The sequence below is a fragment of the Pseudomonas sp. S2_B10 genome (assembly GCF_054668425.1).
The window spans coordinates 5,070,258-5,085,677 of sequence record NZ_CP162768.1 but is presented as its reverse complement, the minus strand read 5'-3'; the positions used below and the strand labels follow the sequence as shown (position 1 = coordinate 5,085,677).

14 protein-coding genes and 5 tRNA genes are annotated in these 15,420 nt (G+C 59.6%); 4 read left to right on the top strand and 15 right to left on the bottom strand.

Annotated features, from left to right (window positions below):
- Nucleotides 1–8: 8 nt before the first annotated feature.
- The 8 genes from AB4O45_RS22640 to uvrB form a co-directional block, all read right to left on the bottom strand.
- Nucleotides 9–842, bottom strand: coding sequence for an alpha/beta fold hydrolase (locus tag AB4O45_RS22640; RefSeq protein ID WP_150635760.1), 834 nt, complete (start codon nucleotides 840–842; stop codon nucleotides 9–11).
- A gap of 30 nt (nucleotides 843–872) precedes the next feature.
- Complete coding sequence (locus AB4O45_RS22635; protein ID WP_041478525.1) at nucleotides 873–1,412, bottom strand: TetR/AcrR family transcriptional regulator; 540 nt, start codon at nucleotides 1,410–1,412, stop codon at nucleotides 873–875.
- A 182-nt stretch (nucleotides 1,413–1,594) separates the two neighbouring features.
- Nucleotides 1,595–1,670 (bottom strand) — tRNA-Glu (locus AB4O45_RS22630).
- 80 nt (nucleotides 1,671–1,750) lie between these two features.
- A tRNA-Ala gene (locus tag AB4O45_RS22625) sits at nucleotides 1,751–1,826 on the bottom strand.
- Nucleotides 1,827–1,879: 53 nt separating this feature from the next.
- A tRNA-Glu gene (locus AB4O45_RS22620) sits at nucleotides 1,880–1,955 on the bottom strand.
- A 79-nt stretch (nucleotides 1,956–2,034) separates the two neighbouring features.
- Nucleotides 2,035–2,110: transfer RNA gene (locus AB4O45_RS22615), tRNA-Ala, on the bottom strand.
- Nucleotides 2,111–2,298: 188 nt separating this feature from the next.
- On the bottom strand, nucleotides 2,299–3,780 hold the full coding sequence (gene gltX / locus AB4O45_RS22610) for a glutamate--tRNA ligase (RefSeq protein ID WP_016773920.1): 1,482 nt from the start codon (nucleotides 3,778–3,780) through the stop codon (nucleotides 2,299–2,301).
- A 277-nt stretch (nucleotides 3,781–4,057) separates the two neighbouring features.
- Complete coding sequence (gene uvrB, locus AB4O45_RS22605) at nucleotides 4,058–6,073, bottom strand: excinuclease ABC subunit UvrB (protein WP_024012378.1); 2,016 nt, start codon at nucleotides 6,071–6,073, stop codon at nucleotides 4,058–4,060.
- 337 nt (nucleotides 6,074–6,410) lie between these two features.
- Between uvrB and AB4O45_RS22600 the strand changes: the two genes are divergently transcribed.
- Both AB4O45_RS22600 and AB4O45_RS22595 read left to right on the top strand, forming a co-directional pair.
- Nucleotides 6,411–7,607, top strand: coding sequence for an amino acid aminotransferase (locus AB4O45_RS22600; protein ID WP_016773918.1), 1,197 nt, complete (start codon nucleotides 6,411–6,413; stop codon nucleotides 7,605–7,607).
- Between the two features lie 227 nt (nucleotides 7,608–7,834).
- Complete coding sequence (locus tag AB4O45_RS22595) at nucleotides 7,835–8,035, top strand: hypothetical protein (protein WP_041478524.1); 201 nt, start codon at nucleotides 7,835–7,837, stop codon at nucleotides 8,033–8,035.
- Here AB4O45_RS22595 and AB4O45_RS22590 read toward each other — a convergent pair.
- Both AB4O45_RS22590 and AB4O45_RS22585 read right to left on the bottom strand, forming a co-directional pair.
- Nucleotides 8,032–8,262: a hypothetical protein gene (locus tag AB4O45_RS22590; RefSeq protein ID WP_122700510.1), complete on the bottom strand. Its 231-nt coding sequence runs from the start codon at nucleotides 8,260–8,262 to the stop codon at nucleotides 8,032–8,034. The two genes, AB4O45_RS22595 and AB4O45_RS22590, sit on opposite strands and share 4 nt — an antisense overlap.
- Nucleotides 8,259–8,471, bottom strand: coding sequence for a hypothetical protein (locus AB4O45_RS22585; RefSeq protein ID WP_460160574.1), 213 nt, complete (start codon nucleotides 8,469–8,471; stop codon nucleotides 8,259–8,261). The genes AB4O45_RS22590 and AB4O45_RS22585 overlap by 4 nt, the downstream gene beginning before the upstream one ends.
- Nucleotides 8,472–8,481: 10 nt before the next feature.
- Between AB4O45_RS22585 and AB4O45_RS22580 the strand changes: the two genes are divergently transcribed.
- Nucleotides 8,482–8,557, top strand: a tRNA-Asn gene (locus tag AB4O45_RS22580).
- A gap of 199 nt (nucleotides 8,558–8,756) precedes the next feature.
- On the opposite strand, the gene AB4O45_RS22575 is transcribed toward AB4O45_RS22580, so the two are convergent.
- Nucleotides 8,757–10,280, bottom strand: a complete 1,524-nt coding sequence (locus tag AB4O45_RS22575; protein WP_122506463.1) for a nucleobase:cation symporter-2 family protein — start codon at nucleotides 10,278–10,280, stop codon at nucleotides 8,757–8,759.
- A 301-nt stretch (nucleotides 10,281–10,581) separates the two neighbouring features.
- Here AB4O45_RS22575 and AB4O45_RS22570 point away from each other — a divergent pair, with 301 nt between their 5' ends.
- Nucleotides 10,582–10,917, top strand: coding sequence for a BrnA antitoxin family protein (locus AB4O45_RS22570; protein WP_460160573.1), 336 nt, complete (start codon nucleotides 10,582–10,584; stop codon nucleotides 10,915–10,917).
- Here AB4O45_RS22570 and AB4O45_RS22565 read toward each other — a convergent pair.
- The 4 genes from AB4O45_RS22565 to AB4O45_RS22550 form a co-directional block, all read right to left on the bottom strand.
- Entirely contained in the window at nucleotides 10,914–11,747 is an 834-nt protein-coding gene (locus AB4O45_RS22565) for an arylamine N-acetyltransferase family protein (RefSeq protein ID WP_460093776.1), read from the bottom strand. The genes AB4O45_RS22570 and AB4O45_RS22565 overlap by 4 nt on opposite strands.
- Before the next feature lie 101 nt (nucleotides 11,748–11,848).
- Complete coding sequence (gene xth, locus AB4O45_RS22560) at nucleotides 11,849–12,643, bottom strand: exodeoxyribonuclease III (protein WP_460160572.1); 795 nt, start codon at nucleotides 12,641–12,643, stop codon at nucleotides 11,849–11,851.
- A gap of 83 nt (nucleotides 12,644–12,726) precedes the next feature.
- Nucleotides 12,727–14,169 carry a mechanosensitive ion channel family protein gene (locus tag AB4O45_RS22555; RefSeq protein WP_110646436.1) on the bottom strand — a complete coding sequence of 481 codons (1,443 nt, stop codon included), beginning with the start codon at nucleotides 14,167–14,169 and terminating at the stop codon, nucleotides 12,727–12,729.
- A gap of 330 nt (nucleotides 14,170–14,499) precedes the next feature.
- On the bottom strand, nucleotides 14,500–15,366 hold the full coding sequence (locus AB4O45_RS22550; protein WP_150741426.1) for a pirin family protein: 867 nt from the start codon (nucleotides 15,364–15,366) through the stop codon (nucleotides 14,500–14,502).
- Between the last annotated feature and the right edge of the window lie 54 nt (nucleotides 15,367–15,420).

Sequence of the window (15,420 nt, the reverse complement as noted above, 5' to 3'; positions counted from 1 at the left end):
AACGGAGCTCAGGCCGATTGGCGCGCCTGAAGGCTGCGACCGGCGAGCAGTGATAACACGCCATCAATCACTCGAGGGTCGGCCAGCACGCGTTGATGGCCGCCGCTTTCGAGGCGCAGCAGGCGGCTGTCGAACCAGGCTTCGTGAATCAATTGCGATTCTTTGACCGAGACAAAATTGTCGTCCTCGGCATGCACGATCAGGCCGGGCATATCCAGTTGATAGTGGGCCACGTCCAGCGTCGCGGCGCGCATGCCGACGTCCTGCTCGACCTGACGAATGAACGCCGAACGCGCGCGCGGCGGCATGCCGACCATTCGCGCGAAACCGCGCAGCACGCCGAGAATCCGCGACGGTGCGGCGATGCTGACCAGGGTTTCGGTGCGCAGCCCCAATTGCACGGCGAGCATGGCGCTGGCGCCGCCCATGGAATGCCCGATAACCGCTTGCAGCGGCGGCAATTCGGCAGCGGCTTCAAGCATGGCGCGGGCGAACAGCACTACATTGGCTTCTCGCCCAGGGGAGCGACCGTGGGCCGGGCCATCGAGCGCGACGACGGTATAGCCAGCATCAACCAAAGCGTTTATCAGCGAAGCGAATTGCGTTGGCCGCCCTTCCCAACCATGCATCAGCAACACTGCAGGACCTTGGCCCCAACGCAGCGCCGACAGACCGAAGCGCAATGTGATGCGTTCGGAGCTGGCCAACAGCGGCAGCTCCCAATCGCGCAGCGGTAGAGCGCGGGGCGTCATGAACGCCAGACGCATTTTGCTTGCCACCAGTCTGGGTGCAAACCAGCCCAAGGTACCGTTAACGCCACGAACCCACTTCAACGCGTTCATCGCACTCTCCTCAGGCTTGTTGCCTTCAGGTCAACGCACCGCCGACTTGGCAGCGCGCAGCAATCGATCGGATAAATCTCCCGGACCCAGCGCTCTGGCCAAGGCCAGACCACCGACCATCAACGCGACATCGGCCAAAGCCTTGTCGGTGTCTTCAGGGCTGGCCGCCAGTTGCGCGACCATCAATTCCAAATGCTCGTTCAGCGCAATGCGGAACGACTCCGGCAAACGCCCCAGCTCCCCAATCGAGGCCGGGATCGGGCATGCGGCCTCGCTGGAATCCCGGTGTTTGCGTGACAGGTAGAACGCAGCCACCAAAGCGCGACGCTCTTCGCCGGTCAGATCGGCGTCCATGTCGGCAATCAGGTCGCGACGGCGGCCCAGCAGCTGCTTGAACGCCTCGAGCATCATCGCGTCCTTGCTTTCGAAGTGCGCATAGAAGCCGCCGACAGTCAGCCCGGCGGCGCCCATCACTTCACCCACGCTCGGGTCTGCCGGGCCGCGTTGAATCAATGCGGCGCTGGCAGCCTTGAGGATGCGTTCGCGGGTTTGAGCTTTTTTATCGTTCATCGTTGCCTCCGAATATTACGACTAGAATATTATTCGCATAATAATATTCCGCAAGTCATGAATATGACCGCTGGTCTGAAGCACAGTGTAAGGAAAAAGGAGAGTTGGCCAAACGCCAGACAAACAAAAGGGCCATTCAATAATTGAATGACCCTTATAAAATCCCGCAGAGCGGGTAATCGTGGCGTCCCCTAGGGGACTCGAACCCCTGTTACCGCCGTGAAAGGGCGGTGTCCTAGGCCACTAGACGAAGGGGACACAAACCCTTCTATACAACTGATCAGTGCTGAGAGCTGATCGATTCAAGGCCGGTGTGGCCAGACCTTGAACTGTAAAATTGGTGGAGCTAAGCGGGATCGAACCGCTGACCTCCTGCATGCCATGCAGGCGCTCTCCCAGCTGAGCTATAGCCCCGGATTTTTCGCCTCGCGGCGGAGTGATCTCTTGCAACATCACTTCTGTAAAACTGGCGTCCCCTAGGGGACTCGAACCCCTGTTACCGCCGTGAAAGGGCGGTGTCCTAGGCCACTAGACGAAGGGGACGCAAACCCTTCTATACAACTGATCAACGCTGAGTGTTGATCGCTTCAAGGCCGGTGTGGCCAGACCTCGAAGTGTAAATTGGTGGAGCTAGACGGGATCGAACCGTCGACCTCTTGCATGCCATGCAAGCGCTCTCCCAGCTGAGCTATAGCCCCTCATCGCTGAGGACGGGGCGAATCTTAAGGGCGTATCGAAAGCCTGTCAAACTTATTTTTGAAAAATTTCAAAATTTTTTGCCGGGATAACAATCACTTACCGCCCTCCCCCGTAAATTCGGGAGAAACGCCGAAGGCAGGATCAAAAGATCACAGCCTTCGGCAGTCCTGCAGAGAAGCAAAAGCAATCAGGCGATGGCGCCCAAGAGCTTTTCCCATTCCTTGTTTTCTTTCTTCGACACGCCGCCCAGCAGGTCAATCGCCTGGCGCAGACGGAAACGGGTCAGGTCCGGGCCGAGGATTTCCATCGCATCGAGCACCGACACCGAACTGGCCTGCCCGGTGATCGCAGCAAACATCAACGGCATCGCATCGCGCAGTTTCAGCTCGAGGGACTCGACCACCGCCTGGATCGTCGCGGTGATGCTGTCCTTCTCCCACTGCCGCAGGCTTTCCAGTTTCCACAGGATCAATTGCATCAACTGGCGAACCTGATCGCCGGAGAGCTTTTTCGACTCAAACAGCTTGGCATCCGGATTCACGCCGCCAGCAAAGAAGAATCCCGCCAGCGGTGCGACCTGGCTGAACGTTTCAACACGGCCCTGTACGTGCGGCGCGATCTTCATCATGTATTCGGAATTGAACGCCCACTTCTGCACGCGGGCGGCAAATTCTTCCACCGGCAGATCGCGCAGCCACTGGCCGTTGAGCCACGACAGCTTCTCAATATCGAAGATCGGCCCGCCGAGGGATACGCGCTTGAGGTCGAAGTTGTCGACCATTTCCTGCAGCGAGAACTTCTCGCGCTCGTCCGGCATCGACCAGCCCATGCGGCCGAGGTAGTTGAGCATCGCTTCCGGCATGAAGCCCATGCGCTCGTAGAACGTCACCGAGGTCGGGTTCTTGCGCTTGGACAGCTTGCTCTTGTCCGGGTTACGCAGCAGCGGCATGTAGCACAGCTCCGGTTGTTCCCAGCCGAAGTATTCGTACAGCAAAATCAGTTTCGGTGCCGATGGCAGCCATTCTTCGCCACGCAGCACGTGGGTGATGCCCATCAGGTGATCGTCGACGACGTTGGCGAGGAAGTACGTCGGCAGGCCGTCGGTCTTCATCAGCACTTGCATGTCCATGCGATCCCACGGGATCTCGACGTCGCCACGCAGCATGTCCGGCACCACGCAGACGCCTTCGCTCGGCACCTTCATGCGAATCACGTGCGGTTCGCCAGCGGCCAGGCGCGCCGCGACTTCTTCCTTCGACAGCAGCAGCGCGCGGCCGTCGTAGCGCGGAGTTTCGCCACGAGCCATTTGCTCGGCGCGCATCTGATCGAGTTCTTCAGCGGTGCAGAAGCACGGGAACGCATGCCCCATGTCGACCAGTTGCTGGCAGTACTTCTGGTAGATGTCGCCGCGCTCGCTCTGCCGATACGGGCCGTGCGGGCCGCCGACGTCCGGGCCTTCGCTCCAGTCGATGCCGAGCCAGCGCAGGGCGTCGAAGATCTGCTGTTCGGACTCGCGGGTCGAACGCAACTGATCGGTGTCTTCGATGCGCAGGATGAACTCACCGCCATGCTGCTTGGCAAAGCAGTAGTTGAACAATGCGATGTAAGCGGTACCTACGTGGGGGTCCCCGGTAGGCGATGGCGCGATGCGAGTGCGGACGGTGGTCATGGCTTGTCTCGAAAAAATGAAGAGCAGAACAATCAAGCGGCGAATGGTAACAGGCGACACCCGCCCCGCTCCAGCGGGCAGGGTATTTAAGCCGGATGCGCTAGGCCGTCCGATTTGTGGGAAGGCCATTCGCGAGCAGGCTCGCTCCCACAGAGATACACAATGATCGTTCCCACGCTCTGCGTAGGAAAGCATCCTGTGACGCTCTGCGTCACGCGAGCGATGGGACGCAGAGCGTCCCGGGCGGCATTCCCACGCAGAGCGTGGGAACGATCCCTCAAACCGTAAGCAATCGTTCGCGCAGTTTGGCAATCTCGTCACGCATCTGCGCCGCCGCTTCAAACTCCAGATCCCGCGCCAATTGGTACATCTTCTCTTCCAGCGCGCGGATGCGTTTGGTGATTTCGCTTGGCGAGCGCAGTTCGGCTTCGTACTTGGCGTTCTCTTCGGCGGCCTTGGCCATGCCTTTGCGCTTCTTGCTGCGCGAGCCCGGTACGGTGGCGCCTTCCATGATGTCGGCGACGTCCTTGATCACACCTTTCGGGGTGATGCCGTTCTCAAGGTTGAAAGCGATCTGCTTCTCGCGACGGCGCTCGGTCTCACCAATCGCCCGCTCCATCGAACCGGTCATGCGATCGGCGTAGAGAATCGCCCGGCCATTGAGGTTACGCGCCGCGCGACCGATGGTCTGGATCAGCGAGCGCTCGGAACGCAGGAAGCCTTCCTTGTCAGCATCGAGAATCGCCACCAGCGACACTTCCGGCATGTCGAGGCCTTCACGCAGCAGGTTGATCCCGACCAGCACATCGAACACGCCGAGGCGCAAATCGCGGATGATCTCGACGCGCTCGACGGTATCGATGTCCGAGTGCAGATAACGCACGCGCACGCCGTGGTCGGCGAGGTAATCGGTAAGATCTTCGGCCATGCGCTTGGTCAGTGTGGTGACCAGCACCCGCTCTTCGATCGCCACGCGTTTGGTGATTTCCGAGAGCAAATCATCGACCTGGGTCAGCGCCGGCCGCACTTCAACCTGCGGGTCGACCAGACCGGTCGGCCGTACCACTTGCTCAACCACCCGCCCGGCGTGCTCGGCTTCGTAGTTGCCGGGCGTTGCCGAGACGAAAATGGTCTGCGGGCTGACCCCTTCCCACTCGTCGAAACGCATGGGCCGGTTGTCCAGCGCCGAAGGCAGACGGAAGCCGTACTCAACGAGGGTTTCCTTGCGCGAACGGTCGCCCTTATACATCGCGCCGACCTGCGGCACGCTGACGTGGGATTCGTCGATCACCAGCAAGGCGTCGGCAGGCAGATAGTCGTAAAGCGTGGGCGGCGCCGCGCCGGCCGGACGCCCGGACAGGTAGCGCGAGTAGTTTTCGATGCCGTTGCAATAGCCCAGTTCGAGGATCATTTCCAGGTCGAAACGGGTGCGCTGTTCCAGACGCTGGGCCTCCACCAGTTTGTTGTTACTGCGCAGGTATTCGAGGCGCTCCTGCAATTCGACCTTGATGCCTTCGATGGCGTCGAGCAGGGTTTCCCGAGGCGTCACGTAGTGGCTCTTCGGATAGAAAGTGAAGCGCGGCATCTTGCGGATGACTTCGCCGGTCAGCGGATCAAACGCGGAAATGCTCTCGACCTCGTCATCGAACAGCTCGATGCGGATCGCTTCCAGATCGGATTCCGCCGGGAAGATATCGATCACATCACCGCGCACGCGGAACGTCGCCCGGGCAAAATCCATGTCGTTGCGGGTGTATTGCAGGTCAGCCAGGCGCCGCAACAGCGCACGCTGATCAAGCTTGTCGCCGCGATCAACGTGCAAGACCATTTTCAGATAGGTTTCCGGACTGCCCAGACCATAGATGCACGACACCGTGGTGACGATGATCGCGTCCTTGCGCTCCAGCAAGGCCTTGGTTGCGGACAGGCGCATCTGTTCGATGTGGTCGTTGATCGAGGCGTCCTTCTCGATGAAGGTGTCGGACGACGGCACATACGCTTCGGGCTGGTAGTAGTCGTAGTAGGAAACGAAATATTCCACGGCGTTGTTCGGGAAGAACGCCTTGAACTCCCCGTACAACTGCGCGGCCAGGGTCTTGTTCGGCGCCAGAACCAGCGTCGGACGCTGTACCTGGGAGATGACGTTGGCGATGCTGAAGGTCTTGCCCGAGCCGGTCACACCGAGCAATGTCTGGTGCGCCAGTCCGGCGTCAATGCCCTCAACCAACTGGCGAATGGCTTCCGGCTGATCGCCGGCAGGCTCGAAGCGGGTGACTAGCTGGAATTCCGACATACACACCTCTGGATTCGCGGCGCTCCGCGTCAGACGGAGCACCACGAGGACGACCGCAAACGACCGATGTCGCGCAAGAAAAAACCTGGATTGTGCTGAATGTGGTGGCGATTGCCTGACCTTTCAAGGCAAACGTCCTACATCCGGTAAAGAGTCTGACAAAGTCAATCGACTAACGGTCCAGAAATAATCGGAAAAACTTACCCCAAAAGCCGATTCGCCTGTCGCCATTGCGCGGTGATGGCCTCTATACTAGCTCCCCGTTTGTGCACCGCTCTAGTGCATTCGGCTGGAGCGCTACACGTCCCTCCACTCTCCATTCAGAGCCGCCGTAATAATGAGCCTGTTCTCCGCTGTCGAAATGGCACCCCGCGATCCAATCCTGGGCCTCAACGAAGCATTCAACGCAGATACCCGGACCACCAAGGTCAACCTGGGCGTAGGCGTGTACTGCAACGAAGAGGGGCGAATTCCACTGCTGCGCGCGGTGATCGAAGCCGAGACGATTCGCGTCGCGCAACACGCTTCGCGCGGTTACCTGCCGATCGATGGCATCGCTGCCTACGACCAGGCCGTGCAGAAACTGCTGTTCGGCAACGACTCGCCGCTGATCAGCGCCGGTCGCGTCATCACCACTCAGGCCGTCGGCGGGACCGGCGCGCTGAAGATCGGTGCCGACTTCCTCAAGCAACTGCTGCCGAACGCCGTCGTGGCGATCAGCGACCCGAGCTGGGAAAACCACCGCGCGCTGTTCGAGACCGCTGGTTTCCCGGTGCAGAACTATCGTTACTACGACGCTGCCACCCACGACGTGAACCGTGCCGGCATGCTCGACGACCTCAACGCCCTGCCGAACGGCTCGATCGTTGTCCTGCATGCTTGCTGCCACAACCCGACCGGCGTCGACCTGACCCCGGCGGACTGGAACAAGGTACTGGAAGTGGTCAAGGCCAAAGGTCACGTGCCGTTCCTCGACATGGCTTACCAGGGTTTCGGCGACGGCATCGATGAAGACGCCGCCGCTGTGCGCCTGTTCGCCGAATCCGGCCTGACCTTCTTCGTCTCGAGCTCGTTCTCCAAATCGTTCTCGCTGTACGGCGAGCGCGTTGGCGCACTGTCGATCATCAGCGAATCGAAAGAAGAAAGCGCGCGCGTGCTGTCGCAGGTCAAGCGCGTGATCCGCACCAACTACTCCAACCCGCCGACCCATGGCGCCAGCATTGTTGCTGCGGTGCTGAACAGCCCGGAACTGCGCGCACAGTGGGAAGCCGAGCTGGCCGAGATGCGCCTGCGCATTCGCGGCATGCGCGAGCAGATGGTTGCCCTGCTGGCGGAAAAAGCGCCGGGCCGCGATTTCAGCTTCGTCGGTCGTCAGCGCGGCATGTTCTCCTACTCCGGCCTGACCACTGAACAAGTGCATCGCCTGCGCAACGAGTTCGGCATCTACGCCCTGGACACCGGCCGCATCTGCGTGGCTGCGCTGAACCAGAGCAACATCAAGGCTGTGACGGACGCGATCGTTCAGGTCATCTGATTTCGCCGCGCGATGAAAAACGGGAAGCCTTTGGGCTTCCCGTTTTTATTTGTCCCTGGAACCGCCGTGCAACCTCTAGACTGCACACAATTCAAAGTGCAGGAGCTGACGAGTGCAACGAGGCTGCGATCTTTTGATCTTGTTTCCAAGATCAAGATCAAAAGATCGCAGCGTTCCGCAGCTCCTACCGGTTTTGTGTACACCCGAGATTTTTGAAGAGAACCCACATGAAAAACGACAACCTGCGCGCCGACCGTGACGACCTGGATGATTTCATCCCGCGCGCTCCGGCCAAGCGTGAAAAGAGCCTGGTGCTGCAAGTAGCCACCGGGGTATTCCTCGGTGGCCTGGCCCTGTGGCTGGTGCAACTGGCGGCGACAGCGGTCTATGCCAAGCTGATGCTCGGCACGATTACTTTCGGCAGTTAAGCCAGTTCAGCCGAGCGCTGGGTGGCGGCATCGTCGTAAATCACATACAGCGATTCGGCGACCTGGCTTTTGATGGCCTTGCTGCTTTCGAGACCGAGGACGAAACCTTCAGCCTTGCCGCCAGCGCGGTTCAATTCTTCGGCGGTGCTTGCCCCGGCGATTGCATCGAAAAGTTTTTCGGCGTGCGGGCCGATCCCTTTGGGCAGGCTGATCTGTGCAGTGCTCATGCGAGCACCTCGGTGTTACGGATGATTTGATTCATGGCGCGTACCTTTGCGGCGAATGGCCGGCAGCGCGTGTGACCACTTCCGGGCTGCCATGGTAGACCTCTGAAGTCTTTCTGGTAACCGCCAATCGCTGACAAAATGCCGTCCGTCCCCATGAATCGCAAAAATTGCCAGGTGATGCTTGACTTCTCTTTTTGAATCAGTAACATACGCACCAATTCCGCAATAGCTCAGTTGGTAGAGCAAGTGACTGTTAATCACTGGGTCCCTGGTTCGAGTCCAGGTTGTGGAGCCAAATAGCAAAGCCCCTGAATCGCAAGGTTCAGGGGCTTTTTTGTGGGCGCCTGAAAAGATCAAAAGATCGCAGCCTTCGGCGGCTCCTACAGGGAAACGCTGATCCCGATGTAGGAGCTGCCGAAGGCTGCGATCTTTTAATCTGCAAACGAAAAGGCCGATCTGTACAACCAGATCGGCCCTTCTGTATTCAGCAGCAGTCAGACATGTTCGCTGCTTTTCACCTGCACCTTTGGCGCGCCGTGGCCATGATCATGGTCATCCGGCTCGATCACCGGCACTTCCTTGCCATCGCAATCATGCAGCTTGCCGTCGCTGAAGTAATCGCCTTCACGCAGCGCGGCGAGATCGCGATAACGCAGCGTGCGCTCTTCGGCGGCGGCGAACACCGATTGTTGATCCGAATTGCCGGCCGTGAAGTGGTTGAACGCCAGGTTGAGCAGGATCGCCATGATTGCCGACGAACTGATGCCCGAATGGAAAATAGTCGCGAACCAGCTCGGGAAATGATCGTAGAAGTTCGGCGCGGCGATCGGGATCATGCCGAAACCGATCGAGGTGGCAACGATGATCAGGTTGACGTTGTTGCGGTAGTCCACCTTTGACAACGTGCGGATGCCACTCGCGGCCACCGTGCCGAACAGCACGATACCGGCGCCGCCGAGTACCGAAGTCGGCACTGCAGCAATCACCCGACCCATGAACGGCAGCAGGCCAAGCACGACAAGGAACAGACCACCGGTGGCCACCACAAAACGGCTCTTGATCCCGGTCACCGCCACCAGACCGACGTTCTGCGCGAAAGCACTTTGCGTAAACGAACCGAAGATCGGCGCAAACATGCTCGACAGCATGTCGGCGCGCAGGCCGTTGCCCAAGCGTTTGGAATCTACCTTGGTGTCAATGATTTCGCCCACGGCAAGGATGTCTGCCGAGGTTTCCACCAGCGTCACCATGACCACAATGCACATCGACAGGATCGCGGCGAAATGGAAGGTCGGCATGCCGAAGTGGAACGGTGTCGGGAAGCCGAACATGGGACCGGTGGTGACACTGGAGAAATCCGCCATGCCGAGGAACACCGCCAGCACCGTGCCGATGACCATGGCCAGCAGAATCGACAGCCGAGAAATGGTCGCGCTGCCAACCTTGCTCAACAGCAACACCAGCACCAGCGTCACCGCTGCCAGACCGATGTTCTGCATGCTGCCGAAGTCCGGCGCGTGGCTGTTGCCACCCATTGCCCAGCGTGCGGCCACTGGCATCAGCGTCAGGCCGATAGTGGTGATCACAATGCCGGTGACCAACGGCGGAAAGAACTTGGTGATGCGCGAAAACACTGGCGTGATCAGCAAGCCGATCAACGAGGCGGCAATCACCGCGCCCAGCACCGATTGGAAACCGCCCTCCCCGCCACTGCTGACGATCGCGACCATGGTCGCCACACCAGAGAACGATACGCCCTGGACCAGCGGCAGCTGACAGCCAAAAAACGGCAGACCCAGGGTTTGCAGCAACGTCGCCAGCCCCCCCGCAAACAATGAAGCAGCAATCAACAGACCAATGTCCGCCGGCGACAGACCGGCCGCCTGGCCAATGATCAGTGGCACCGCAACGATACCGCCGTACATGGTCAGAACATGTTGCAGGCCGTAAGCCATATTCGCGCCGACCCCGAGGTTTTCGTCCTCGGGCCGTTGGTGTGAAACATGGGGCGTTTTCATGGTGGGGGGTTCCCTGGTTTTTGTTATGCGCACACTGTATTCAATACTCAGGACAAATGTCCATAGAGTTGTATACAACTTGTCAGTCACATAATGGTTAGGTAGCCATCCAACCTTCTAGTCTGCGCTTCTTGCCCCAAAAAATTCGGCAACACATCCCCGTTGCGCTCGCGCCAGTGCCCACTAGGCTGAAGTGTCTACGGCGACCGACGGTGTAGTTGCGCTCTTTTTTATGCATATAAAGTATGCATAATGAAATTGAGGAGATTCAGTTACGACCGGAGTTAAGGAGGCTTGACCGATGAAAGACGAATATGACTTTTCCGCAGGTAAACGCGGCGCAGTAGTGCCGAACAAGGGCAAGACCCGCATCACCATCATGCTTGATGACGCGGTGATCGAAGCGGCGCGTAGCGCCGCAGAAACCGAGGGCTTTGGCTACCAGACCGTGATCAACAACACCCTGCGCCATGCTCTGCTTGATGGCCCACGCCAGCAGGGAAGCGCTGACGACTCAGGTCTGACGGGGCAATTCAAGAAAGGCATCACCGCCACCGATCTCAAGAGTCTCGAGAGAAAGCTGTCGGCGGCAATCGGCGAAATCCGCCGCGTATTGGAGCCTGATGTAAAGCCTTAGATGGAGGCTGGCGCGATGACCCGAGCCAGCGCTTGCCGCACACGCGGTGAATCAGGCACTTGAAGATCAAACTCACGCCGCAGCAATTTCATCAGCTCGTCGACATCCGCCACCTCGCGCCGCTCACTGTCCGCGCCCATGTGATGAATGGCAAAACTGCCGTTGTTCAGGGTTTTGCGCCAACCAGCGCCGGTGCGCGCCAGCATCAGGCGCTGGGCAAAAGGTGACTCGGGATGCGTCGAGACGTACCAGTTGCCGACGGTGTAATCGATGTCTTCCTGGCGCTGCAGATCAAACAGGTACATCGGCCGCCATTCACCTGCGACCTTGGCGCGCAGCAGGTAGCCATCGGTTTGCTTGTCGATGCAATAGGGTTCGTGTGGGGTGGGTTGTTCATGTTCGCTGTCGAGCAAAAGCGGCGCGGTGGGCACCATGCCGCCAAAGCCGACGTCGGCGATATAGCGAGTGCCGTCGATGGTGACCAGGCTCAAACGATGGGTGCGCGCCGTCCAGCTGCCTTCCGGTTGATTCATCACCACGCGCCCGCTGATGCCGCGCGCCTCAAATCCCAGTTCAAGCAAAAGCGCATAAAACAAATGATTGAGCTCGTAGCAGTAGCCGCCCCGCCCTTGCTGCAGCACCTTGCTTTCGATGGAGTCCAGGTCGATCAACACCGGTTCACCCATGATCGTAGCCAGATTCTCGAAAACAAATTCGGCGGTATGGCGCAGTTGCAACTGACGCAACGTATCCAGTGTCGGTGGCGGCGGCGCATCGAAACCCAGACGTTGCAGATACAGATTGGTATTGCTCAGCCGTGGCGCACTCATTGCTCGATCCTTATGCGTGGGGCCGCAGAACACTGCGTGGATATTGCCCTGTATACGGGATCAAGCACGGCTTCCGACAATTGATTTCGCCAATCGCCCGCTCAGCGCTTTTTCCGCGAAGCGATGCGAATCCATGTCGGTGCATGGTCGCTGGCGTGCGGTTCGTTGCGCACCCAGGCGTCGACGCCGGCATCGTGCAGATACGGGCTCAATGCCGGGTTGAGCAGCAGGTGGTCGATGCGCAGGCCGGAGTTGGTTTGCCAATGGTTACGGAAATAATCCCAGAAGGTATAGATGCGTTCTTCGGGATACACGTGGCGCAGGGAATCGGTCCAGCCCTGATCCAGCAACCGCTGGTAGCACTCGCGGCTTTCAGGTTGCAACAAGGCGTCCTTGAGCCAGGATCGCGTGTTGTAGATGTCCATGTCGGTGGGCACGACATTGAAGTCACCGGCGAGCACCACCGGGTGATCGCTGCCTTGCAGGTCTTTGGCGTAATTGATCAGACGCTCGAACCAGGCCAGTTTGTAATCGAATTTCGGCCCCGGCTGCGGGTTGCCGTTGGGCAGATACAGGCAACCGACCAGCACACCGTGCACCGCCGCTTCGATATAGCGGCTGTGCGTGTCATCGGGATCGCCGGGCAAACCGCGTCGACTCTCCAGCGGCTGCGCATCACGCGCCAGAATCGCCACGCCATTCCATGACGCCTGGCCCTGCCAGATCGCGCCGTAACCGGCGGCCTCCAGTTCGGCGGCGGGAAACGCGCTGTCGACTGACTTGAGCTCTTGCAGGCAGGCGATGTCCGGCTGCTCGCGCTTGAGCCACTCCAGCAGATTCGGCAGCCGCGCGCGCATGCCGTTGACGTTGAAGGTGGCGATCCGCAGGTTTTTCATCGTCTGCAACTCCTGCCCGGTGGGATTGCAAATTGTGACCCTGAGAACGCCGCGCAGGTTGCATCGAATGACAATGCGACAGCTCAGACGCGATTACGCAGCCATTGCAGGAAGCCTCTTTTCGGCGCGACCACGGGCGCGTCCTCGGTCAGCGACTGCGCCTTGTGCAGACGAAAATCGAGCAACGCCTGCATCGCATCATGGATGTCATGGCGCGCGTCCAGGCACGGTTTCAGGTAGGACTTCTCGATGCGATACAGGGCGCAGAAAGTCTTCGCGGAAAAATCCGCCGGCAACGCGGTGTCGGAGAGAATCCCGGCCTCGCCGATCACCTCGCCCGGCCCCATGCGCCCGGATTCCAGGGGTGCACCATGGCGCTTGAGCGTCACCGAAACCACGCCGGATTCAATGATGAACAAATGATCGCTGACCTCCCCGCCCGCCAGAATCGTTTCGCCGGCGCGGAAGGTTTGCAGGGTCATGTTCTGGCTGAAGGTGTCTTTTTCTTCCTCGCGCAGAGTCGAGAAGATCGGTGAGCTTTCTAACAACGCCCTTGGCCGCGACAACTGCGGTGCGGCGCTGGTCTCGTTGCTCGACAGCAGGTTGACCCCGGAGGCCTGCAAATGCCGGTAAGCGAGGTCGAACAACTGATTGCGCACCACGCGCTTCTCACCCATCGAAGCGACAAATCCGCTGATCTCGTATTCCGCGCCGCCGCTGGCAGAACTCTTCAACGACACGCTCGGCGCCGGTGTGTCGAGCAATTGCCGACAACCCTGCATTGCCCGCTCCAGCGCCTCGATTACCGAACTGGGCCGGGCATGGGGGCTGACAGGCACGCTGACGGAAACGCCGAACATATTGCTCGGTCGGCTGAAGTTGATGATTTTGGCTTTCGCCGCCAGCGAGTTGGGAATCACGGCCATGCTGCCCTGGCTGGTTTGCAGACGCGTGGCGCGCCAGTCGATGTCGGTGACGCGGCCCTCGGTGCCGTCGATGGAGATCCAGTCATCGAGTTGATAGGGCTTGGTGGTGTTGAGGACGATGCCGGAGAACACGTCGCTCAACGTGCTCTGCAAGGCCAGACCGACGATGATCGCCAACGCGCCGGACGTCGCCAGCACGCCTTTGACCGGCAGATCGAGCACGTACGCCAGCGCCGCAATGATCGCGATGAGGAAAATCACCGCGCCGAGCAAGTCCTGCAACAGCCGGCCGGTGTGGCCGACCCGCTGCATCATCACCGCGCCGATCAGCACCGTCAGGGTCCGCGCACCAAACAGCCACCAGCCGATCTGCAACCCGGTCGCCGCCAGATGCAGCGGCACGTTGTCGGCCCACGGCGCCGGCTCCATCGGGTTGAGGCCTTCGTTGAACAGCACAATGCTGAACAGGGCGAAAATCAGTACCCGCACCAACAGCTTCCATTCGCTGCCGCGAGAGCTGATCAGCCGCCACAGGCCAAGATCGAGCAGGATCAGGATCAACGCGCTAAACAACGGGTGTTCGGTCAGCAGAGACAGCATCAAACAACTCCGACAAAGGCCAATCGCGAGAAGATCGCACAGATTGGTACAGTGTAGGAGCAATTGATTTCGGCGGATGAACCGCCGCTTGAAAACACTGCGAAACCCTGTAGGAGCTCCCGAAGGCTGCGATCTTGAGGCTGTGGGACGCGGAGCGTCCCCGGCTGCATTCCCACTCAGAGCGTGGGAACGATCAGACGCTGAAAAACCTGTGGGAGCGAGCCTGCTCGCGAAGGCGTCCTGTCAGTCACTACCTCTTCGACTGAATCAGAGCATTCGCGAGCAGGCTCGCTCCCACAGGGGAGTTTCAGTTGCCAGTAAAGCTCGGGGTCAGGCGTGCATCCGGCCAAAACGCCCGGACTGGAAGTCGGCGAAGGCCTGATGAATTTCCTGCTCGGTGTTCATCACAAACGGGCCGTGACCAACGATCGGTTCGTCGATCGGCTCGCCGCTGAGCAGCAATACCACCGCGTCTTCGCTGGCCTGGAGAGTGAGTCGATCACCGTCGCGTTCGAACAGCGCCAACTGCCCGACCCCTACCGATTCCGCACCGTTGACCTGCACCGAACCTTTCAGCACCACCAGTGCGGTATTGCGTCCTTCGTGCAGATCAAGCGTCAGCAACTTGCCGGCATTGAGGCGCAGATCCCAGACATCGATCGGCGTGAAGGTGCGCGAAGGTCCGGTGTGCCCGTCGAATTCACCGGCGATCAGACGCAGGCTGCCGGCGTTGTCCTTGAGCGCGATGCTGGGAATGTCGCGGTCGAGAATGGTCTGGTAACCCGGCGCGGCCATTTTGTCCTTGGCCGGCAGGTTGACCCACAGCTGAACCATTTCCAGCTTGCCGCCGGTTCTGGCGAAATTCTCCGAATGAAACTCTTCATGGAGGATGCCGGACGCTGCGGTCATCCACTGCACGTCGCCCGGGCCGATAGTGCCGCCGCTGCCGGTGGAGTCACGGTGCTGCACTTCGCCGTCGTAAACGATGGTCACGGTTTCGAAACCACGGTGCGGGTGCTGGCCGACGCCACGCTGTTCAGTGGTCGGGGTGAATTCGGCGGGACCGGCGTGATCGAGCAGCAAAAACGGGCTGATGTGCTTGCCCAGGTTGTCGTAAGAGAAAAGTGTGCGCACCGGGAAACCATCGCCGACCCAATGGCCGCGCGGGCTGGTGTAAATGCCGATGATGTTTTTCATGGGGTCTCCAATGTGTAAATGCATTGGATTAAGCCTAAAGGCATATCGAATATT